Annotated in this window: 12 protein-coding genes; all 12 read right to left on the minus strand. The window is 71.6% G+C overall.

Annotated elements, in window-relative coordinates; all coding sequences use genetic code 11:
* Positions 1-15: 15 nt before the first annotated feature.
* The 12 genes from A8G15_RS21690 to A8G15_RS21745 all read right to left on the minus strand — a co-directional run bounded on the left by A8G15_RS21690 (position 16) and on the right by A8G15_RS21745 (position 17,264).
* Positions 16-1,182: a cation:proton antiporter gene (locus A8G15_RS21690; protein ID WP_245687945.1), complete on the minus strand. Its 1,167-nt coding sequence runs from the start codon at positions 1,180-1,182 to the stop codon at positions 16-18.
* A 15-nt stretch (positions 1,183-1,197) separates the two neighbouring features.
* Positions 1,198-2,070 carry an acyl-CoA thioesterase II gene (locus A8G15_RS21695; protein WP_068164387.1) on the minus strand — a complete coding sequence of 291 codons (873 nt, stop codon included), beginning with the start codon at positions 2,068-2,070 and terminating at the stop codon, positions 1,198-1,200.
* Complete coding sequence (gene pyk, locus A8G15_RS21700) at positions 2,067-3,488, minus strand: pyruvate kinase (protein WP_068164393.1); 1,422 nt, start codon at positions 3,486-3,488, stop codon at positions 2,067-2,069. The genes A8G15_RS21695 and pyk overlap by 4 nt, the downstream gene beginning before the upstream one ends.
* 9 nt (positions 3,489-3,497) lie before the next feature.
* Complete coding sequence (locus A8G15_RS21705; RefSeq protein WP_082900076.1) at positions 3,498-5,060, minus strand: glutamate synthase subunit beta; 1,563 nt, start codon at positions 5,058-5,060, stop codon at positions 3,498-3,500.
* On the minus strand, positions 5,053-9,573 hold the full coding sequence (gene gltB, locus A8G15_RS21710; RefSeq protein WP_082900077.1) for a glutamate synthase large subunit: 4,521 nt from the start codon (positions 9,571-9,573) through the stop codon (positions 5,053-5,055). Before gltB ends, A8G15_RS21705 begins: the two co-directional genes overlap by 8 nt.
* Positions 9,574-9,808: 235 nt before the next feature.
* Positions 9,809-10,582: a TM2 domain-containing protein gene (locus A8G15_RS21715; RefSeq protein ID WP_082900072.1), complete on the minus strand. Its 774-nt coding sequence runs from the start codon at positions 10,580-10,582 to the stop codon at positions 9,809-9,811.
* Positions 10,583-10,660: 78 nt separating this feature from the next.
* Positions 10,661-11,815, minus strand: coding sequence for a prolipoprotein diacylglyceryl transferase (gene lgt / locus A8G15_RS21720; RefSeq protein ID WP_082900073.1), 1,155 nt, complete (start codon positions 11,813-11,815; stop codon positions 10,661-10,663).
* Positions 11,812-12,615, minus strand: coding sequence for a tryptophan synthase subunit alpha (gene trpA / locus A8G15_RS21725; RefSeq protein ID WP_068164396.1), 804 nt, complete (start codon positions 12,613-12,615; stop codon positions 11,812-11,814). The genes lgt and trpA overlap by 4 nt, the downstream gene beginning before the upstream one ends.
* On the minus strand, positions 12,612-13,862 hold the full coding sequence (gene trpB / locus A8G15_RS21730) for a tryptophan synthase subunit beta (protein WP_068164500.1): 1,251 nt from the start codon (positions 13,860-13,862) through the stop codon (positions 12,612-12,614). The genes trpA and trpB overlap by 4 nt, the downstream gene beginning before the upstream one ends.
* 225 nt (positions 13,863-14,087) lie before the next feature.
* Positions 14,088-14,897 (minus strand): indole-3-glycerol phosphate synthase TrpC, encoded by an 810-nt coding sequence (trpC, locus tag A8G15_RS21735; protein ID WP_068164399.1) that lies wholly within the window; start codon positions 14,895-14,897, stop codon positions 14,088-14,090.
* Positions 14,898-14,985: 88 nt separating this feature from the next.
* Positions 14,986-15,690: a TIGR02234 family membrane protein gene (locus tag A8G15_RS21740; RefSeq protein ID WP_068164402.1), complete on the minus strand. Its 705-nt coding sequence runs from the start codon at positions 15,688-15,690 to the stop codon at positions 14,986-14,988.
* On the minus strand, positions 15,687-17,264 hold the full coding sequence (locus A8G15_RS21745) for an anthranilate synthase component I (RefSeq protein ID WP_068164404.1): 1,578 nt from the start codon (positions 17,262-17,264) through the stop codon (positions 15,687-15,689). The genes A8G15_RS21740 and A8G15_RS21745 overlap by 4 nt, the downstream gene beginning before the upstream one ends.
* Between the last annotated feature and the right edge of the window lie 38 nt (positions 17,265-17,302).

The raw sequence follows: 17,302 nt of genomic DNA on the forward strand, positions 1-17,302 counted from the left end.
GGAGATTCCGCGATCTCAGGGGCGGGGTGTGTCCGGTGGTGGCTTCGGCTCGGCGGTGTGGGGTCGTCGCGGCGTCGCGACGGCCGCGGCGATCGCCGCGGCGACGATCGTGACGAGCGCCCCGAGCACGAGCGCGGCGGCGTCGGCCCGCGAGAGCAGCCCACCGGCGATGCCGATCGCGACCGCTGCCAGGGGAATGCCCAGCTGGGTCGCGGACAACGCGCCGAGCGCGAACGGCTGGCCGGTGGCGCGCGGCACGAGGTGCACGGCGATCGCGGCAGCCCCCAGCGCCAGTCCCAGGCCGATCCGCGACGGTTCCTCCCACAGCACCCGCACGTCGATGGACGCGCCGATCCACACGTAGAACACCGGCGCGAAGAATCCTTCGGTGACCGCGAAGAGCTGTCCGGCGAGCCTGCGCGGTTCCCCCACCGCGGCGACGGCGAGGCCGAGCGCGAATCCGGCGAGCATCACCGACACGTGCGTCCACACCGCGAGGGCGCCGAGTCCGAACAGCACCGCCAGGCTCACGCGCAGCTCGATCGCGAGTTTGCGGTCCTTCGACACGTGGTGGACACGACGTCGCATACCGGTGCGTTCGAGTTGGCGCAGCGCCACGAACACCACCGCCGCGCACGCGATCACCGCGACCGCCCCGAGACCGGCGTGCAGCGCTCGGGGCGGGTCGATCACCAGAGGTAGCGCGACGATGCACACGGTGTCGGCAACCGCGACCTGCACCAGCAGCGGCAGCAATTCGGGGCCGTCGATCCCGGCCGTGTCGACGATCGGCAGGACCAGGGCCGCGGACGACGACGAGAGCAGCACCGCGAACAGCGCCGGGTGCGGGGCGTCGAACAGCTGGGCCAGACCGATCCCCGCGGGTACCGCCAGCGCACCGACGAGTGCGGCCCGGCCGATCCCTCGCCCGAGCGCCGGACGCAGCCTTGCGTCGCGGATCGGCACGTGGGTGCCGGCGACGAACATGACCAGCGCGAACCCCACCTGGGCGACCGCGTCGAGGGTCGGTTCGCTCGCGTCGACCCAGCCGAGCCCGCTGATGCCGACGACGATCCCGGCGAGCAGCTCGCCGAGGACGAGCGGCAGCCGGATGCCGCTGCGGGCCGCGGGCAGGGACCCGACGAGCGCGACCACCATGACGACCGCGAGGGTCGCGAACACGGCCGGTTCCGCCGCTCAGCGCCGGGACGGGAAGTGCTTGATGATCCCTTCCTGCACCACGGTGGCGACGAGTTCGCCGTCGAGGTTGAAGTACCGACCGGTGGCCAGGCCCCGTGACCCTGCGGCCACCGGCGATTCGGTGGCGTACAGGTGCCACCGGTCGAACCGTGGTGGCCGGTGGAACCAGATGGAATGGTTGACCGTCGCCGCGAAGATCCGATCCAGTCCCCAGGACAACCCGTGGGTGGTGAGGATCGAGTCGAGGACGGTGGTGTCGGAGCTGTAGCCGAGCGCGGCGACGTGCAGCAGCGGATCGTCGGGTAGCTCCCCGTCGGTGCGCATCCACACCCGGTTGTGGTTGAGCTTCTCGCCGGAGCCCTTGAGGATCCATGCGGGATCGTTCGCGTAGCGCATGTCGATGGGCTTGAGCGCGTTCACGAACCCGGGCAGGTGTTCCTCGTAGCCTTCGAGGTGGTCGCCGATCGGGGGCAGCGCCTCCGGGAACGGCACCTCCGGGACGGTCACCGCGTGTTCGAGTCCCTTGCCCCACTTCTGGTAGGCCGCGAGCATCACGAACAGTTCGTCGTCGCCCTGGTAGGCGGTGACCATCCGGTTCGCGAAGTCGCGCCCGTCCCGGTGCCGCGCGACCCGGTATTCGATGGGGGCGCCGACGTCGCCGCCGCGGACGAAGTGCGCGTTGAGCGCATGGATCGGCCGGTCCCCGGTCGTGCGACCGGCCGCGACGAGCGCCTGCGCGACCAGTTGTCCGCCGAACGTCCGGGCACCGGTCTGCGGCGGGTGTGCTCCACGGAAAACATCCTCCCCGGTCTGCTCGAGATCGAGCAGACCGAGGAGGACGTCGAGGTCCGTCGCCTCGATACCTGTCAACGAGTGTCCTTTTCCCCCAGCCTGTGCACGTGGATCAGGTTCGTCGAACCGGAACGTCCCGGAGGTGCACCGGCGACGATCACCACGAGGTCGCCACGCTGGTAGCGACCCAACGACAGTAGCGCCGCGTCGACCTGTTCGACCATCTGGTCGGTGGTCTCCATCGGTTCGACGGAGAACGTCTCGGTGCCCCACGTGAGCGCGAGTTGGTTGCGGATGGCCGGCACCGGGGTGAACGCGAGCAGCGGCAGCCGGGTGTGCAGGCGCGCGAGGCGACGCACGGTGTCGCCGGACTGGGTGAACGCGACCAGGGCCTTCGCGTCGAGGCGTTCCCCGATGTCGCGGGCCGCGTAGGAGATGACGCCGCGCTTGGTGCGGGGCACGTGCGTCAGGGCGGGCACGTCCGTCGAATCGGATTCGACCGCGGCGATGATGCGGGCCATCGTCCGGACGGTCTCGACCGGGAACTTCCCGACCGAGGTCTCCCCGGAGAGCATCACCGCGTCGGCGCCGTCGAGCACGGCGTTGGCGACGTCGGAGGCCTCGGCGCGGGTGGGCCGCGAGTTCTCGATCATCGACTCGAGCATCTGGGTCGCGACGATGACCGGCTTGGCGTTCTCTCGGGCGATCTGGATCGCCCGCTTCTGCACCAGCGGCACCTCTTCGAGGGGCAGTTCGACGCCGAGGTCGCCGCGCGCGACCATGACCGCGTCGAAGGCGAGGACGACCGCCTCGAGGTTCTCGACGGCTTCGGGCTTCTCGAGCTTCGCGATGACCGGGACGCGACGGCCGACCCGGTCCATCACCTCGTGCACGAGCTCGATGTCGGCGGGTGACCGCACGAACGAGAGGGCGATGAAGTCGACGCCCAGGCGCAGAGCGAACTCGAGGTCGGCGATGTCCTTCTCGGACAGAGCGGGCACGGAGATGTTCATCCCCGGCAGCGACACGCCCTTGTTGTTGCTGACCGGTCCGCCTTCGGTGACACGGCAGACGACGTCGTTGCCGTCGACCGATTCGACGACGAGCCCGACCTTGCCGTCGTCGACGAGCAGGCGGTCGCCGGGGACGGCGTCCTGTGCAAGTTCCTTGTAGGTGGTCGAGACACGATCGTGGGTTCCGTCGACGTCGTCGACGGTGATCCGCACGACCTCACCGTTGGCCCATTCGGTGCGGCCTTCGGTGAAGCGGCCGAGCCGGATCTTCGGACCCTGCAGGTCGGCGAGGATTCCGACAGCCTGTCCGCTGGCGTCGGCGGCCGCGCGGACCCGGTTGTAATGGGCCTCGTGCTCTGAGTGTTCTCCGTGGCTGAAGTTGAGTCGGGCCACGTCCATACCGGCTGCGACGAGTTCCTTCAGGACGTCGGGGTCGGCGGTGGCGGGGCCCATGGTGCAAACGATCTTGGTGCGTCGGGTCACGTGTCGAGCCTAGTCCCACCGCGGTGGAGGTGTTGACCGACGGTCGGGGCCGCTGGTCGGCTCGCCGTGTGGACTCGCCGAACCCGCTGTTCGATGCGGGTGCCGTGTCACCGACAGCGGCACCGAACGCGGGTGCACCGGGGCCGGTAGCGCCGAGTGTCCCGTCAGGTAGGTGTCGACGCCGCGCGCCGCGGACCGGCCTTCGGCGATCGCCCACACCACGAGGGAGGCGCCGCGATGCGCGTCACCGCACACGAACACCCCCGGCTCACCGGTCTGCCAGTCGGCACCGCAGGCGAGGGTGCCGCGCGCGGTGGCCGCGGGTCCGTCGGTGAGCAGCGCCCCGGGTCGCACTCCGTCGAAGCCGATGGCGAGCAGCGCGAGATCGCACGGTATCTCGAATTCCGGCCCCACGCGGGTGCGCCGGGCGTCGACCTCGGCCAGGACCAGCGCCCGCACCCGGCCGCCGTGGTCACCGACGAACCGCTGGACGCCGACCTCGAACCGTCGCTCCCCGCCTTCGGCGTGCGCGGGGGTGGTGCGCAGCACCCACGGGACGAGCGGCCACGGGCTGCGGGTGTCGTCCCGGACGTCCGGGGGCCGGTTGCGATAGTCGAGCTGGGTGATCGACGCGGCGCGGTGCCGGTGCGCGGTGCCGAGGCAGTCGGCGCCGGTGTCTCCCCCGCCCACGATCACCACGTGCCGGCGCGCCGCGTGGATCGGGGTGGGCCCGTCGCCTTCGCAGTCGTGATTGGCGGCGACCAGGTAGTCCATGGCCTGGTGCACGCCGGTCAGGTCGCGGCCGGGTACGTCCATGTCGCGGTTGGCTCCGGCGCCGACCGCGAGGATCACCGCGTCGAACTCGGCGCGCAGGCGGGCGAGGGTGGGGTCGGTTCCGACGTCGCAGCCCGTGCGGAACACGGTGCCTTCGGCGCGTAGTTGCACGACCCGCCGGTCGATGAGCGTCTTGTCCATCTTGTAGGCGGGGATGCCGTAGCGCAGCAGCCCGCCGAGCCGGTCGTCGCGTTCGAACACGGTGACGGCGTGTCCGGCGCGGGTGAGCTGCTGGGCGGCGGCCAGTCCGGCCGGACCGGACCCGACGACCGCGACGGAACACCCGGTCCGGCGGCGTGGCGGTTGCGGGGTGACGGTGCCGTCGGCGAAGGCGCGCTCGGCGACGGCCTGTTCGATCTTCTCGATGGTGACGGCCGCGGCGGGATCGGACAGGGCCAGCACACACGCCGATTCGCAGGGCGCGGGACAGATCCGGCCGGTGAACTCGGGAAAGTTGTTCGTCGCGTGCAGGCGCCGGGACGCTTCGGCCCACAGGTCGCGGCGGACCAGGTCGTTCCATTCGGGGATGAGGTTGCCGAGCGGGCAGCCGGCACTGACCGAATGACAGAACGGGATGCCGCAGTCCATGCACCGGGTGGCCTGGTCGCGGATGAGACGGTCGTGTTCGGCGGGTGTGAGCGGCGCGGCGATCTCCGCCCAGTCCTGGACCCGGTCCCCGACGGGGCGGTGCGGCGGTTCGATCCGGCCGTACCGCAGGAATCCGCGGGGGTCAGCCACCGCCCGCTCCTGCGGTGGCGGGTTCACCGCGGCGCTCGCCGGTCCGCACCCGCGCGTAGTCGATCGGCAGTACCGTCGTGAATCGCGCTGCCGCGCAAGGCCAGTGGACGAGCAATGCGGCGGCGATCGGCGATCCGGTGCGGTCGCGGTGGCGGGACAGCAGTTTCCGGAGCGCTTCGAGGTCGCCGGGTTCGACCGCGGTCAGGTACACCGAGTCCCGGTTGACGCGCGCCGGGTCGAGGTCGAGGACGTGGGCGAGTCCACCGGACATGCCGGCGGCGAGGTTGCGTCCGGTGGCTCCGAGGATCACGACGCGACCGCCGGTCATGTACTCGCACGCATGGTCGCCGGTGCCCTCGCACACCGCGTCGGCCCCGGAGTTGCGCACCGCGAAACGTTCGCCGACGCGGCCGCGCAGGAACAACTCCCCGCTCGTCGCGCCGTACAGGACGGTGTTGCCGGCGATGATCTGGGCGTGCGCCACGAAGTGGGCGCCCGGGTCCGGGCGCACGACGACACGGCCGCCGGACAGTCCTTTACCGACGTAGTCGTTCGCATCGCCGGTGACCGTGACGGTGATTCCGGGCGGCAGGAAGGCGCCGAGAGACTGGCCGGCGCTGCCTCGCAACTCGACGCGGATGGTGTCGTCGGGCAGACCCGACCTGCCGCGGCGCGCGGTCACCTCGGCGCCGAGCCGGGTCCCGACCGTGCGGTCGATGTTGCGCACGTGCGCCTCGATCCGCACCGGACGGGTGCCGGCGAGCGCGTCGGCGGCCATCGCGATCAACCGGTCGTCGAGGGTGTCGTCGGGGGCGGGGACGGCAGGCCGGGTGCGGCGGCGCTGCGGCGGGGCGCCGCCGGCATCGACCGGGGGCACGAACAGGGGCGAGAGGTCCAGTCCGGCCGCACGCCACCGGCTCAGGGCCGTATCGGGCTCGAGCAGGTCGACGCGGCCGACCGCGTCGTCGAGGCTGCGCAGTCCGAGTGCGGCGAGTCGGCGGCGCACGTCCTCGGCAACGAACCGGAAGTATTGCTCGACGAATTCCGCTCGGCCCGTGAACTTCTCCCGCAGATCTGGATTCTGGGTGGCGATGCCGACCGGGCAGGTGTCGAGGTGGCAGACTCGCATGAGGATGCAGCCGAGCACCACGAGCGGCGCGGTCGCGAAGCCGTATTCCTCGGCGCCGAGCAGAGCGGCGACGAGCACGTCGCGGCCGGTGCGCAAACCGCCGTCGCACTGGACGGTGATGCGGTCGCGCAGCCCGCCGAGCACGAGGGTCTGCTGGGTTTCGGCGAGCCCGATCTCCCACGGGGTGCCGGAGTGCGCCAGCGCGGTGAGCAGCGCCGCGCCGGTGCCCCCGTCCTGTCCCGAGATCAGCACCACGTCGGCATGTCCCTTCGCGACGCCGGCCGCGACGATGCCGACGCCGACCCCGCTGACGAGTTTGACGTGGATACGGGCCCGCGGGTTGGCGCAGCGCAGGTCGTGGATGAGCTGGGCGAGGTCCTCGATCGAGTAGATGTCGTGGTGCGGTGGCGGCGAGATCAACCCGACCCCGGGGGTGCTGTGCCGGGTACGGGCGATCCACGGATACACCTTCCCGCCGGGAAGCTGGCCGCCTTCACCGGGTTTCGCGCCCTGCGCCATCTTGATCTGCAGATCGGTGGCGTCGGCGAGGTATTCGGCGGTGACACCGAACCGTCCGCTGGCGATCTGTTTGACGGCGCTGCGGCGCAGCGGGTCCCCGAGCCGGTCCGGATCCTCACCGCCCTCCCCGGAGTTCGAGCGACCGCCGATCCGGTTCATCGCGACCGCGAGGGCCGTGTGCGCCTCGGCGGAGATCGACCCGTAGCTCATGGCGCCGGTGGCGAACCGGGCGAGGATCCGGTCCGCGGGTTCGACCCGATCGAGCGGGATCGGCGGGTGTCGGCCGGTGCGGAAGCCCAGCAGTCCGCGCAGGGTTCCGCCGGCCGCGGCGAGTCGGTCGACCTCGGCGCTGTAGCGGGCGAAGATGTCGGCGCGGCCGGTGCGGGTGGCGTGTTGCAGCAGGAATACCGTTTCGGGGGTGAACAGGTGCGGCTGCCCGTCGCGGCGATAACGGTACATGCCGCCGCTGTCGAGTTCGCCTGCGCCGGAGACCAATTCACCGTAGGCGGCGGAGTGGCGGGCACGGGCGGCGGGGGCCCGGGCGCCCAGCGACGCACCGCCGATTCTCGACGCGGTGCCGGGCAGGTAGGCATCGACGACGTCGCGCCCCAACCCGACCGCTTCGAAGGTCTGCGCCGCGATGTAGGAGCCGAGCACGGAGATGCCCATCTTCGCCATCACCTCGAGCACCCCGGCGACCAGTGCCTGCCGGTAGTTGCCGGCGGCCTCGTCCGGGTGGGCGCCCGGACCGGCGAGCGCCCGCACCGTGTCGAACGCCAGGTACGGGCAGACCGCGGAGGCGCCGAATCCGAGCAGCGCGGCGACGTGGTGCACCTCGCGGGCGTCGCCGCTGTCGACGAGCAGGCCGACGCGGGTACGTCGGCCGGTGCGGATCAGGTGGTGGTGCACCGCGGCGACCGCGAGCAGCGACGGGATCGGCACCGAGTCCGGCGTGCTGCCGCGGTCGGTGACGACGAGCAGTCCGTACCCGGCGTCGACGGCGTCGTCCGCGGCCCGGCGCAGCGCCGCCAGGCCCGCAGCGAGGGCGTCGCCCGGCGGTCCGTCGGCGGCGAAATGCGCGGGCAGCGTCCGTGTCGCGAGCACCGGGTGCGGTCCGTCCGGGGTGAGAGCCCGGACGGCATCGAGTTCGGGGGCGGTGAGCACCGGCCCGGGCAGCACCAGCTGCCGGCACGATTCCGGCGAACAGTCCAGCAGGTTGTCCTCGGGACCGACGGCGACACCGGTGGTGGTGACGATGTGCTCCCGGATCGAATCCAGCGGCGGGTTCGTGACCTGCGCGAACAGTTCGGTGACGTAGTCGTAGAGCAGTCGTGGCTGCGGGGACAGCACCGCGGGCGGAGTGTCGTTGCCCATCGAGCCGAGCGGTTCGCGGCCGGTGCCGGCCATCGGGGCGAGCAGCACGTCGAGGTCTTCCCGGGTGTAGCCGAACAACCGATGGGCACGGGCGGTCGCGGTGCACGGCGACGAGCCGGGGTCCGGGCGCGGAAGTTCGGCGAGCTCGACCCGGCCCGCGCGCAGCCAGTGCCGGTAGGGGTGGGTGCGGGCGAGCGCGCCGAGCAGTTCGTCGGACGGCACGATGCGCTCGGCAGCGGTGTCGACGAGGAACATCCGGCCCGGTTCGAGGCGTCCCTTCTCGACGATCTGGTCGGGCGGCAGATCGAGCACCCCGGATTCGCTGGCGAAGATCACCCGGTCGTCGAGGGTGCGCCACCAGCGACCCGGCCTCAGTCCGTTGCGGTCGAGGACGGCGCCGAAGACCCGTCCGTCGGTGAACGGCAGGCACGCCGGCCCGTCCCATGCCTCGAGCAGCGCCGCGTGGAATCGGTGGAATCCGCGGCGCCGGGCGTCGAGTGCGGGATCGTTCTCCCACGCCGGCGGGATCATCATGGTCACCGCATGCGGCAGCGACCGCCCCGACAGGTGCAGCAACTCGAGCACCTCGTCGAGCGACGCCGAATCGGATCCGTCGGGGCTGCAGATCGGGAACAACCGGGTGAGGTCACCCGGGATCCGTGCGGTCCGCAACACCGCGTGACGGGCCCGCATCCGATTGCGGTTGCCGCGGATGGTGTTGATCTCCCCGTTGTGCGCGCTGTATCGGAACGGCTGCGCGAGCGTCCACGAGGGGAAGGTGTTGGTCGAATAGCGGCTGTGGACCAACGCGATCGCGCTGACACACCGCGGATCGCGCAGGTCCGGATAGAAGCGCGGCAGTTGCCCGGCGGTGAGCATGCCCTTGTAGACGATCGTGCGGGCCGACAGCGACGGAAAGTACACCGCCGGCGCCTCGTCGGGGCCGGGCCGTTCGGCACGGCGGCGGAGCGGGTAGACGAGCCGATCGAGATCGATGCCGCCGGGCCGGATGCCCGCGACGGGCGGAGCCGCGACGAAGAGCTGGGCGATGTGCGGGCGGCACCCGTCCGCGGTGGCGCCGATCCCGGCGCGTTCGGGTGCGACGGGCACGTCGCGCCAGCCGAGTACCTCGAGGCGCTCGGCGGCGGCGATGACCTCGACGCGCCGGCGGGCACGGTCACGATCGCCGGGGTCGCGGGGAAGGAAGCACAGTCCGGTGGCGTAGCGGCCGGGTGGGGGCAACGGGAACCCGGCGACCGCGTCGAACAGCGCCGTGGGGACCGCGAGAGTGATGCCGGCGCCGTCTCCGCTGGCCGCTTCGCGACCGCACGCGCCGCGGTGACTCAGGTTCTGCAGGGCGAGCACGGCGTCGGTGACGATGTCGTGGCCGGCCCGGCCGTGGATGTCCACGACGGCGGCGACCCCGCACGCGTCCGATTCCAGCGCCGGGTCGTACAGGCCGCGCGGGCCGGGAATCGCGGAGTACAGCACTGTGGCCACCTCCACCGGGGCGGACGGCGTGGGGCGACGCGTCGCGCGTCGGAACGGCGGCCCGGGTGGGTCGCCGCGACGGGCGGTGCAGCAGCGTGGGTGGGCCGATCGGCTCCGCCCGGGAAGGCCGGGGATCGTGCCCGGTCGCGTCAGTTTACGCGCGGAAGGCCCGGCTGCGCGAGCGTGCGCGGCCGGGCCTTCCGTCGGGAATCGTGCCGGGTGTGGGACGCCCCGGTCAGGGCTGCAGGGGCCGCCCGTGCTCGTCGCGGACCTTGCCGGTGAGCATCATGATGCCGTCGATCAACGGCCAGATGCCGCCCAGGCCGCAGGTCAGCCACACCACCGCGATCTGGGCGATCGCAAGGCCCGGCTGGTTGAGGTAGAACCGGCCGGCGCCGAACGCCCCGAGCAGGATCTCGAGCAGACCCGCGGTCATCCGCGACTTGTCCGAGTACGGCTCGCCGGTGAGCGGATCACGACCGAACGGCGCCGACGGGTCCACGAAGCCGTAACCGGGCATACCGGCCGGAGGCTGCCCGTAACCGGGGACGGCGCCGTAGTTGCCGTACGGCTGTTGCTGCGGGGGCGGCGGGCCGCCGAAACCTCCGGGCGCACCGTAACCGGGCTGCTCGCCCATCGGGTACTGCGGATCCGGTGTGCCGTACACCGGTCCGGTCGAGCCGGAGGGGCCGGGACCGCCCGCCGGGGGCTGCTGCGGCACCGACGAGTAGTCCGACGGCGGCGGGTAGCTGGGCGTGGTGCCCCAGCCCGGGCCGTTGCCGATACCCGAGTAGGTGTCCCAGCCGGGACCGGCGGTGCCCGACGACGCCGCGGTCGATTCGGAGGTCGGTGGCGGCTCGGAGAGCGACGCCTGCGCGGTCGCGTCGTAGTCGAACTCGGGTCCGAAGTTCGGGCCGGGCTGCGAATCGGCAGGGCCGGACGTCTTCTTGCCGAGATCGATCGGGCGCTCCGAATTCGGGTCCGAAGCGGCCGGATCCGGTGTAGTCACGAATGATCCCCCTCGTCGTCGGTATGTCGTGTTCGACCTTACCGGCGGCGTGCCTCCGGGTCCGGTCCAGGGCCGCGGCTAGCGGTCCGCTTTCTTCGCTTCCCCGGTCTCGCCGGCCGGTTGCGCGGCTGCCTTCTCCCCGGCGGCTGCCTTCTCCCCGGCGGCCGCTTTCTCCTCGGCGGCTGCCGTCGACGGTGCGCCAGCCTTCGAGTCCGCACCGTCCTTCGACTTCGTCGGGCTGTCCTTCGACTTCCCGCTGTCGCCGCTGCCCGCGGTCGTCTCACTCCCGGACTCGGTGGAACTCCCGGGCTCGGCGGCGGCCGTGTTTCCGGGCGTGGCCTCGGCGGCCGCGGCCCGTGCACGAGTGGACTGCAACTCCTCGGGGGCCTCCCGGCCCTTGCGGGCGAAGACGAAGTACGCGACCGCAAGGGCGAAGACGATGCCGGAGGTGAACGAGTTGATGCGGATGCCGGCGATGTGGGTGGCGGCGTCGGAGCGCATCAGTTCGATCCAGAACCGGCCCAGGCAGTATCCGGCGACGTAGAGGGCGAACAGACGGCCGTGCCCGATCCGGAAACGCCGATCGACAACGACGAGCAGCACGACGATCAGCACGTTCCACAGCAGTTCGTAGAGGAAGGTGGGGTGCACGACCGAGGCCACCTGCCCGGTGGAGACCCCGTCGATCAGGGCGGGCGACACCTGACCGGCGTCGTTGCGGCGTTCGTAGATTTCGAGGCCCCACGGCAGCGTCGTCTCGCGACCGTACAACTCCTGGTTGAACCAGTTGCCGAGCCGTCCGATGGCCTGGGCGAGCAGGATCGCCGGCGCGAGCGCATCACCGAATGCGGGCAACGGGATACCGCGACGGCGGCAGCCGATCCAGGCGCCGACCGCACCGAATGCGACCGCACCCCAGATGCCGAGGCCGCCCTCCCATATCTTCAGCGCGTCGATCGGGTCGGCGCCGTCACCGAAGTACTTCTGCCAGTCGGTGGCGACGTGGTAGAGCCGGCCACCGATCAGGCCGAACGGGACCGCCCACACCGCGATGTCGAGGACTGTGCCCTTCTCGCCGCCGCGCGCAACCCAGCGCCGGTCCCCCCACACGATCGCGACGACGATGCCGACGATGATGAACAGGGCGTAGGCACGCAGGGCCGCCGGCCCCAGATACCAGACGCCCTGCGGGGGCGAGGGAAGATACGCGAGGAACGTGGTCGTGTCGGTCACGGTGCCACGGTAGCCGAGCGCACTCCCTTCGCGAGATCGCGCGTCAGTTCGAGCAGTGCGTCGCGGCCCTGTCCGGCTGCGGTGACGAGCGCGGATCCGACGATGACGCCGTCGGCGTATCCGGCGATCTCCGCGGCCTGCGCGCCGTTGCGGACGCCGAGTCCGACCCCGACCGGGATGTCGGAGTGGGCGCGCACCCGAGCGACGATCTCCGGTGCGCGGTTGTCGACGTTGTCGCGGGCGCCGGTGACACCCATGGTCGAGGTGGCGTACACGAAGCCGCGGCACCGGTCGAGGGTCATCGCGATCCGCTCGTTGGTCGACGACGGCGCGACGAGGAAGATGCGGCCGAGCCCGTACTTGTCGGACGCGGCGATCCAGTCGCCGGCCTCGTCGGGGATGAGGTCGGGCGTGATCATGCCGAGCCCGCCCGCCGCGGCGAGGTCGCGGGCGAAGTTCTCGACGCCGTACTTCATGACGATGTTCCAGTAGGTCATGACGACGGCGGCGCCACCGGCGTCGGTCACGGCCTTCACCGCCGGGAACACGTCGCGCACGCGCACCCCTGCCGCGAGCGCGGCGGTGGCGGCGTTCTGGATGGTGGTGCCGTCCATGACGGGATCGCTGTAGGGGATGCCGACCTCGACGAGGTCGCAGCCGCCCTCGACGAGCGCGGTGACGGCCTCGACGGACTTCTCGACCGTCGGGTAGCCGACGGGCAGATAGCCGACGAGCGCGGCGCGCTTCTCGGCGCGGCAGGTCGTGAAGATCTCGGTGAGGCGTTCGTGCGGGGCGCTCACTGCGCGGCTCCTTCGGTGTCGGTGCTGTCGGCGGGAAGGTAACCGAACCACTTGGCGGCGGTGTCGACGTCCTTGTCGCCGCGGCCCGAGATGTTCACGAGGACGATGGCTCCGTCTCCGAGTTCGGGGCCGAGCTTCAGCGCTCCGGCGACCGCGTGGGCCGATTCGATCGCGGGAATGATGCCCTCGGTGCGGCACAGGAGCTTGAACGCGTCCATCGCCTCGGTGTCGGTGGCCGAGCGGTATTCCGCGCGGCCGGTGTCGGCGAGCCACGAATGTTCCGGGCCGACACCGGGGTAGTCGAGACCCGCGGAGATCGAGTGCGATTCGATGGTCTGCCCGTCCTCGTCCTGCAGCAGGTACGAGTACGCGCCGTGCAGGGCGCCGTGGGTGCCGCCGCCGATGGTCGCGGCGTGCCGTCCGGTTTCGACGCCGTCGCCGCCGGCTTCGATACCGACGAGCTTGACCGAGGCGTCGTCGATGAACGGGTGGAAGATGCCGATGGCGTTGGAACCACCACCGACGCAGGCGACGACGGCGTCGGGCAGGCGGCCGGTGAGGGCCTGCACCTGGGCGCGCGCCTCGAGGCCGATGATGCGCTGGAAGTCGCGGACCATGGCCGGGAAGGGGTGCGGGCCGGCGGCGGTACCGAAGCAGTAGTAGGTGTTGTCCGCATTGGTCACCCAGTCGCGCATCGCCTCGTTGATGGCGTCCTTGAGAGTGCGCGAGCCCGTCTTGGCGGCGACGACCTCGGCGCCGAGCAGGCGCATCCGCGCGACGTTCAGGGCCTGCCGCTGGGTGTCGACCTCACCCATGTAGACGATGCAGTCGAGGCCGAGGAGGGCGCACGCGGTGGCGGTGGCGACGCCATGCTGGCCCGCGCCGGTCTCGGCGATGACGCGGGTCTTGCCCATGCGCTTGGCGAGCAGCGCCTGCCCCAGCACATTGTTGATCTTGTGGGAGCCGGTGTGGTTGAGGTCCTCGCGCTTGAGGAGTAGCCGCGCTCCGCCGGCGTGTTCGCTGAGCCGGGCCGCCTCGTAGACGGGCGAGGGCCGGCCCGTGTAGTCGCGCTGGAGACGATCGAGTTCGGCCAGGAAACCGGGGTCGGTTCGTTCCTTCTCGTAGGCGGCGGTCACCTCTTCGATGACCGCCATCAGCGCCTCGGGCAGGTAGCGGCCACCGAAGACCCCGAAGTGTCCGGCGGCGTCGGGTTCGTGCGCGGTGGGGACGGACACGGCTTCGCTCATGAGGGGCAGGCCGCGGCCCTTGGCCGAGAGGACGGGATCGTCTGCAGTCACGTGTCCAGTCTGCCCCACCACCGCGCCCGGCGCGCCGTCGGGTCACCGTCTCCGATCATCGTGTGCGGACGGCCGAACACCCCTGTGGTCCCCGGGTTCCGACGACGACGCGGACGCTCGCGCGGTGCCGTCCGCGCGCCGCTGTCCGGGCGGCGCGCGGGCGACCGGTGTGGGTCAGCGCGCGGGCTTGGGGCAGGACGGGTGCGTGCCCACGGTGACGAGTTCGGCGACGGCCTGACGGGGGTCGCCGCTCGTCACGAGACCCTCCCCCACGAGTACCGCGTCGGCACCGGCACCGGCGTACGCGAGCAGGTCCGCCGGGCCGCGGACACCGGATTCGGCGATCTTGACGACGTCGCTGGGCAGGCCCGGCGCGATCCGCCCGAACGTGCCCTTGTCGACCTCGAGGGTCTTGAGGTTGCGGGCGTTGATACCGATGACGGTGGCGCCGGCCTCGAGGGCACGGCTGGCCTCCTCCTCGGTGTGCGCCTCGACGAGCGCGGTCATCCCGAGCGATTCGATGCGATCGATGAGCGAGGTCAGCACCGGCTGTTCGAGCGCCGCGACGATCAGCAGGACCAGGTCGGCACCGTGGGCGCGGGCCTCGTGGATCTGATACGGGCCGACGATGAAGTCCTTGCGCAGCACCGGGATCCGCACGGCGCGGCGAACCGCGTCGAGGTCGGCGAGGCTGCCGTGGAAACGCCGCTCCTCGGTGAGCACGCTGATCGCGCGCGCTCCCCCGGACTCGTACGCCTTGGCGAGTTCGGCCGGATCCGCGATATCGGCGAGCGCACCCTTCGACGGGCTGGCCCGCTTGACCTCGGCGATGACGGCGATGCCGGGCTCGCGCAGGGCGGCCTTCGCGTCGATCGGCGGGGGCGCGGCGGCTGCGGCGGCCTTGACGGCAGCGAAGTCGACGGCCGCCTCACGGGCGGCGACATCGGCGCGCACCCCTTCGAGAATCGAGTCGAGAACTGTCATGGCTCGAGTCCTTTCCGCACCCTTGTCAATCCCCCTGTGACGAAGCTCATCGGGGTTTCCTGAAGCCTAGTGCGCCGCCCCACAGAGGTCAGCGGCGGGTACCCGAATCGTCGCCACCCTCGTCACCGGGCGGGTTGTCCTTCGTGTCGGGGCGGGCGTCGGTCTCGGTGTCGAGGGTCGGATCCTCTCCCGCGTCGAGGGCATCCCACAGGGCTCGCTCGGTGACCGGTTCGTCGCCCTCGCCGCGTCGCGTGGCCGCTTCCCGGCGCGCGGCGGGGCTGTCGTACTTCGAGGACAGCCCGGCCTGACTGCGCGGTGTCCGCCACAGCACCACCGCCGCGGCCAGCGCCGCGACCGCACCCACGAGCGCGAGCACGGCCGGCCCGTACGCGATGTCGGTGGCCGTGACGGTCGCGCGCAGCGGCAGGTCCGCGATCCGGGCGGCGTCCTCGGGGTCGGCGCCGCCGAACAGCCCGACGGCCGGGATCGCGGCGGCGACGCCGACCGCGGCGACCGCGACCGCGACGATCCGCAGGGCCCAGCCGCGCACCGCGAACGACGCGGCGATCGCGGCGACGAGCACGAGCGCGAGCGGGGTCAGCGAGGCCGCCCAGGTGCCGCCGTCGAGGCCGATGGTGCGGTCCTCCCCCAGTCCGTCGGAGGAGTAGGCGGTCACCCAGGTCATCCGGCTCGACGCCCACAGCGCGAGCGCGGCGATGCCGAGCAGCAGCGCCGCCACCACCGCCGGGCGGCGCCGCGGCGCGGTGCCGGTGGTTTCGACGGGCTCGGTCACTTCCGGTCACCGCCGTAGGGGTTCAGCGTCCCGGCCGCCGCGACCGCGGACAGCGCGGACATCGCCTTGTTCCGGGCCTCGGTGTCCTCGTAGACCGGGTCGGAGTCGGCGACGACACCGGCTCCGGCCTGCACGTACGCGACGCCGTCCTTGATCAGCGCCGATCGGATGGCGATGGCGGTGTCGGCGTCGCCGGCGAAGTCGAGGTATCCGACGATGCCGCCGTAGATGCCGCGGCGGGTGGGTTCGAGTTCTTCGATGAGTTCCATCGCCCGGACCTTGGGCGCCCCGGACAGGGTGCCGGCCGGGAAGCACGCGGTGACCGCGTCGAGGGCGTGTCTGCCCTCGGCGAGGCGGCCGGTGACGGTCGAGACCAGATGCATCACGTGGCTGTACCGCTCGATGTGCCGGTAGTCGTGCACCTTCACGGTGCCCGGTTCGCACACGCGCCCGAGGTCGTTGCGGCCGAGGTCGACGAGCATGAGGTGCTCGGCGTTCTCCTTCTCGTCGTGGATGAGGTCCTTCTCGAGCAGGACGTCCTCCTCCTCGCTGGTCCCGCGCCAGCGGGTCCCGGCGATCGGGTGGGTGGTCGCGACGCCGTCGGAGACGGTGACGAGCGCTTCGGGGCTCGAACCGACGATGGAGAAGGCGGTCTCCCCGTCCGGGCCGGGGATGTGCAGCAGGTACATGTAGGGGCTGGGGTTCGACGCGCGCAGCATCCGGTACACGTCGATCGGTTCTGCGGGACAGTCGATTTCGAAACGCTGCGAGAGCACCACCTGGAACGCTTCACCGGCTTCGATGTCGCCGATGAGTTTGCGCACGTCGGTGCCGAAGCTCTCGGTGGTGCGCTGCCGCCGGTAGTCGGGGGCGGGCTTGGTGAACGTCGAGACGGTGGACGCGGCGGGCGCGGCGAGCGCCGCGGTCATCCGGTCCAGCCGCGCGACCGCGTCGTCGTAGGCCTCGTCGACGCGTTCGTCGGAGCCGTCCCAGTTGACGGCGTTGGCGATGAGCCAGATCGTGCCCTCGTGGTGATCGACCGCGGCGAGGTCGGTCGCGAGGAGCATGACGAGTTCGGGGATCTGCAGGTCGTCCTCGGCGAGCGAGGGCAGCCTCTCGAGGCGCCGGACGATGTCGTAGCCGAGGTATCCGACCATGCCGCTGGTCAGCGGCGGCAGCCCGTGGAGGCGCTCGGTGTGCAGGAGCTTCAGGGTTTCGTTCAGGACGTCGACGGGATTGCCGCCCTGGGGTGCGCCGGCGGGAACACTGCCGTACCACGCGGCTTCACCGTCGACGACGGTGAGCGCGGCGGGGCTGCCGGCGCCGACGAACGACCAGCGCGACCACGAGCGGCCGTTCTCGGCGGATTCGAGCAGGAATGTGCCGGGCCGGTCGGCGGCGAGCTTGCGGTACGCCGACAGCGGCGTCTCGGCGTCGGCGAGCACCTTGCGGGTGACCGGGACGACACGGTGCTCGGCCGCGAGTACCCGGAACTCCTCGCGGGTGGTGGTATCGGATCGACCGTGCGCGGACGGGTCGCTGGCTGCGGGAATGGTGGTCGGCTCGCCGGACATGCGCCCATCATCCCAGGGACTCCCGTGACGGGTGCGGG

This window comes from Rhodococcus phenolicus, from assembly GCF_001646785.1.
GTDB classification, from domain to species: Bacteria; Actinomycetota; Actinomycetes; order Mycobacteriales; family Mycobacteriaceae; genus Rhodococcus; species Rhodococcus phenolicus.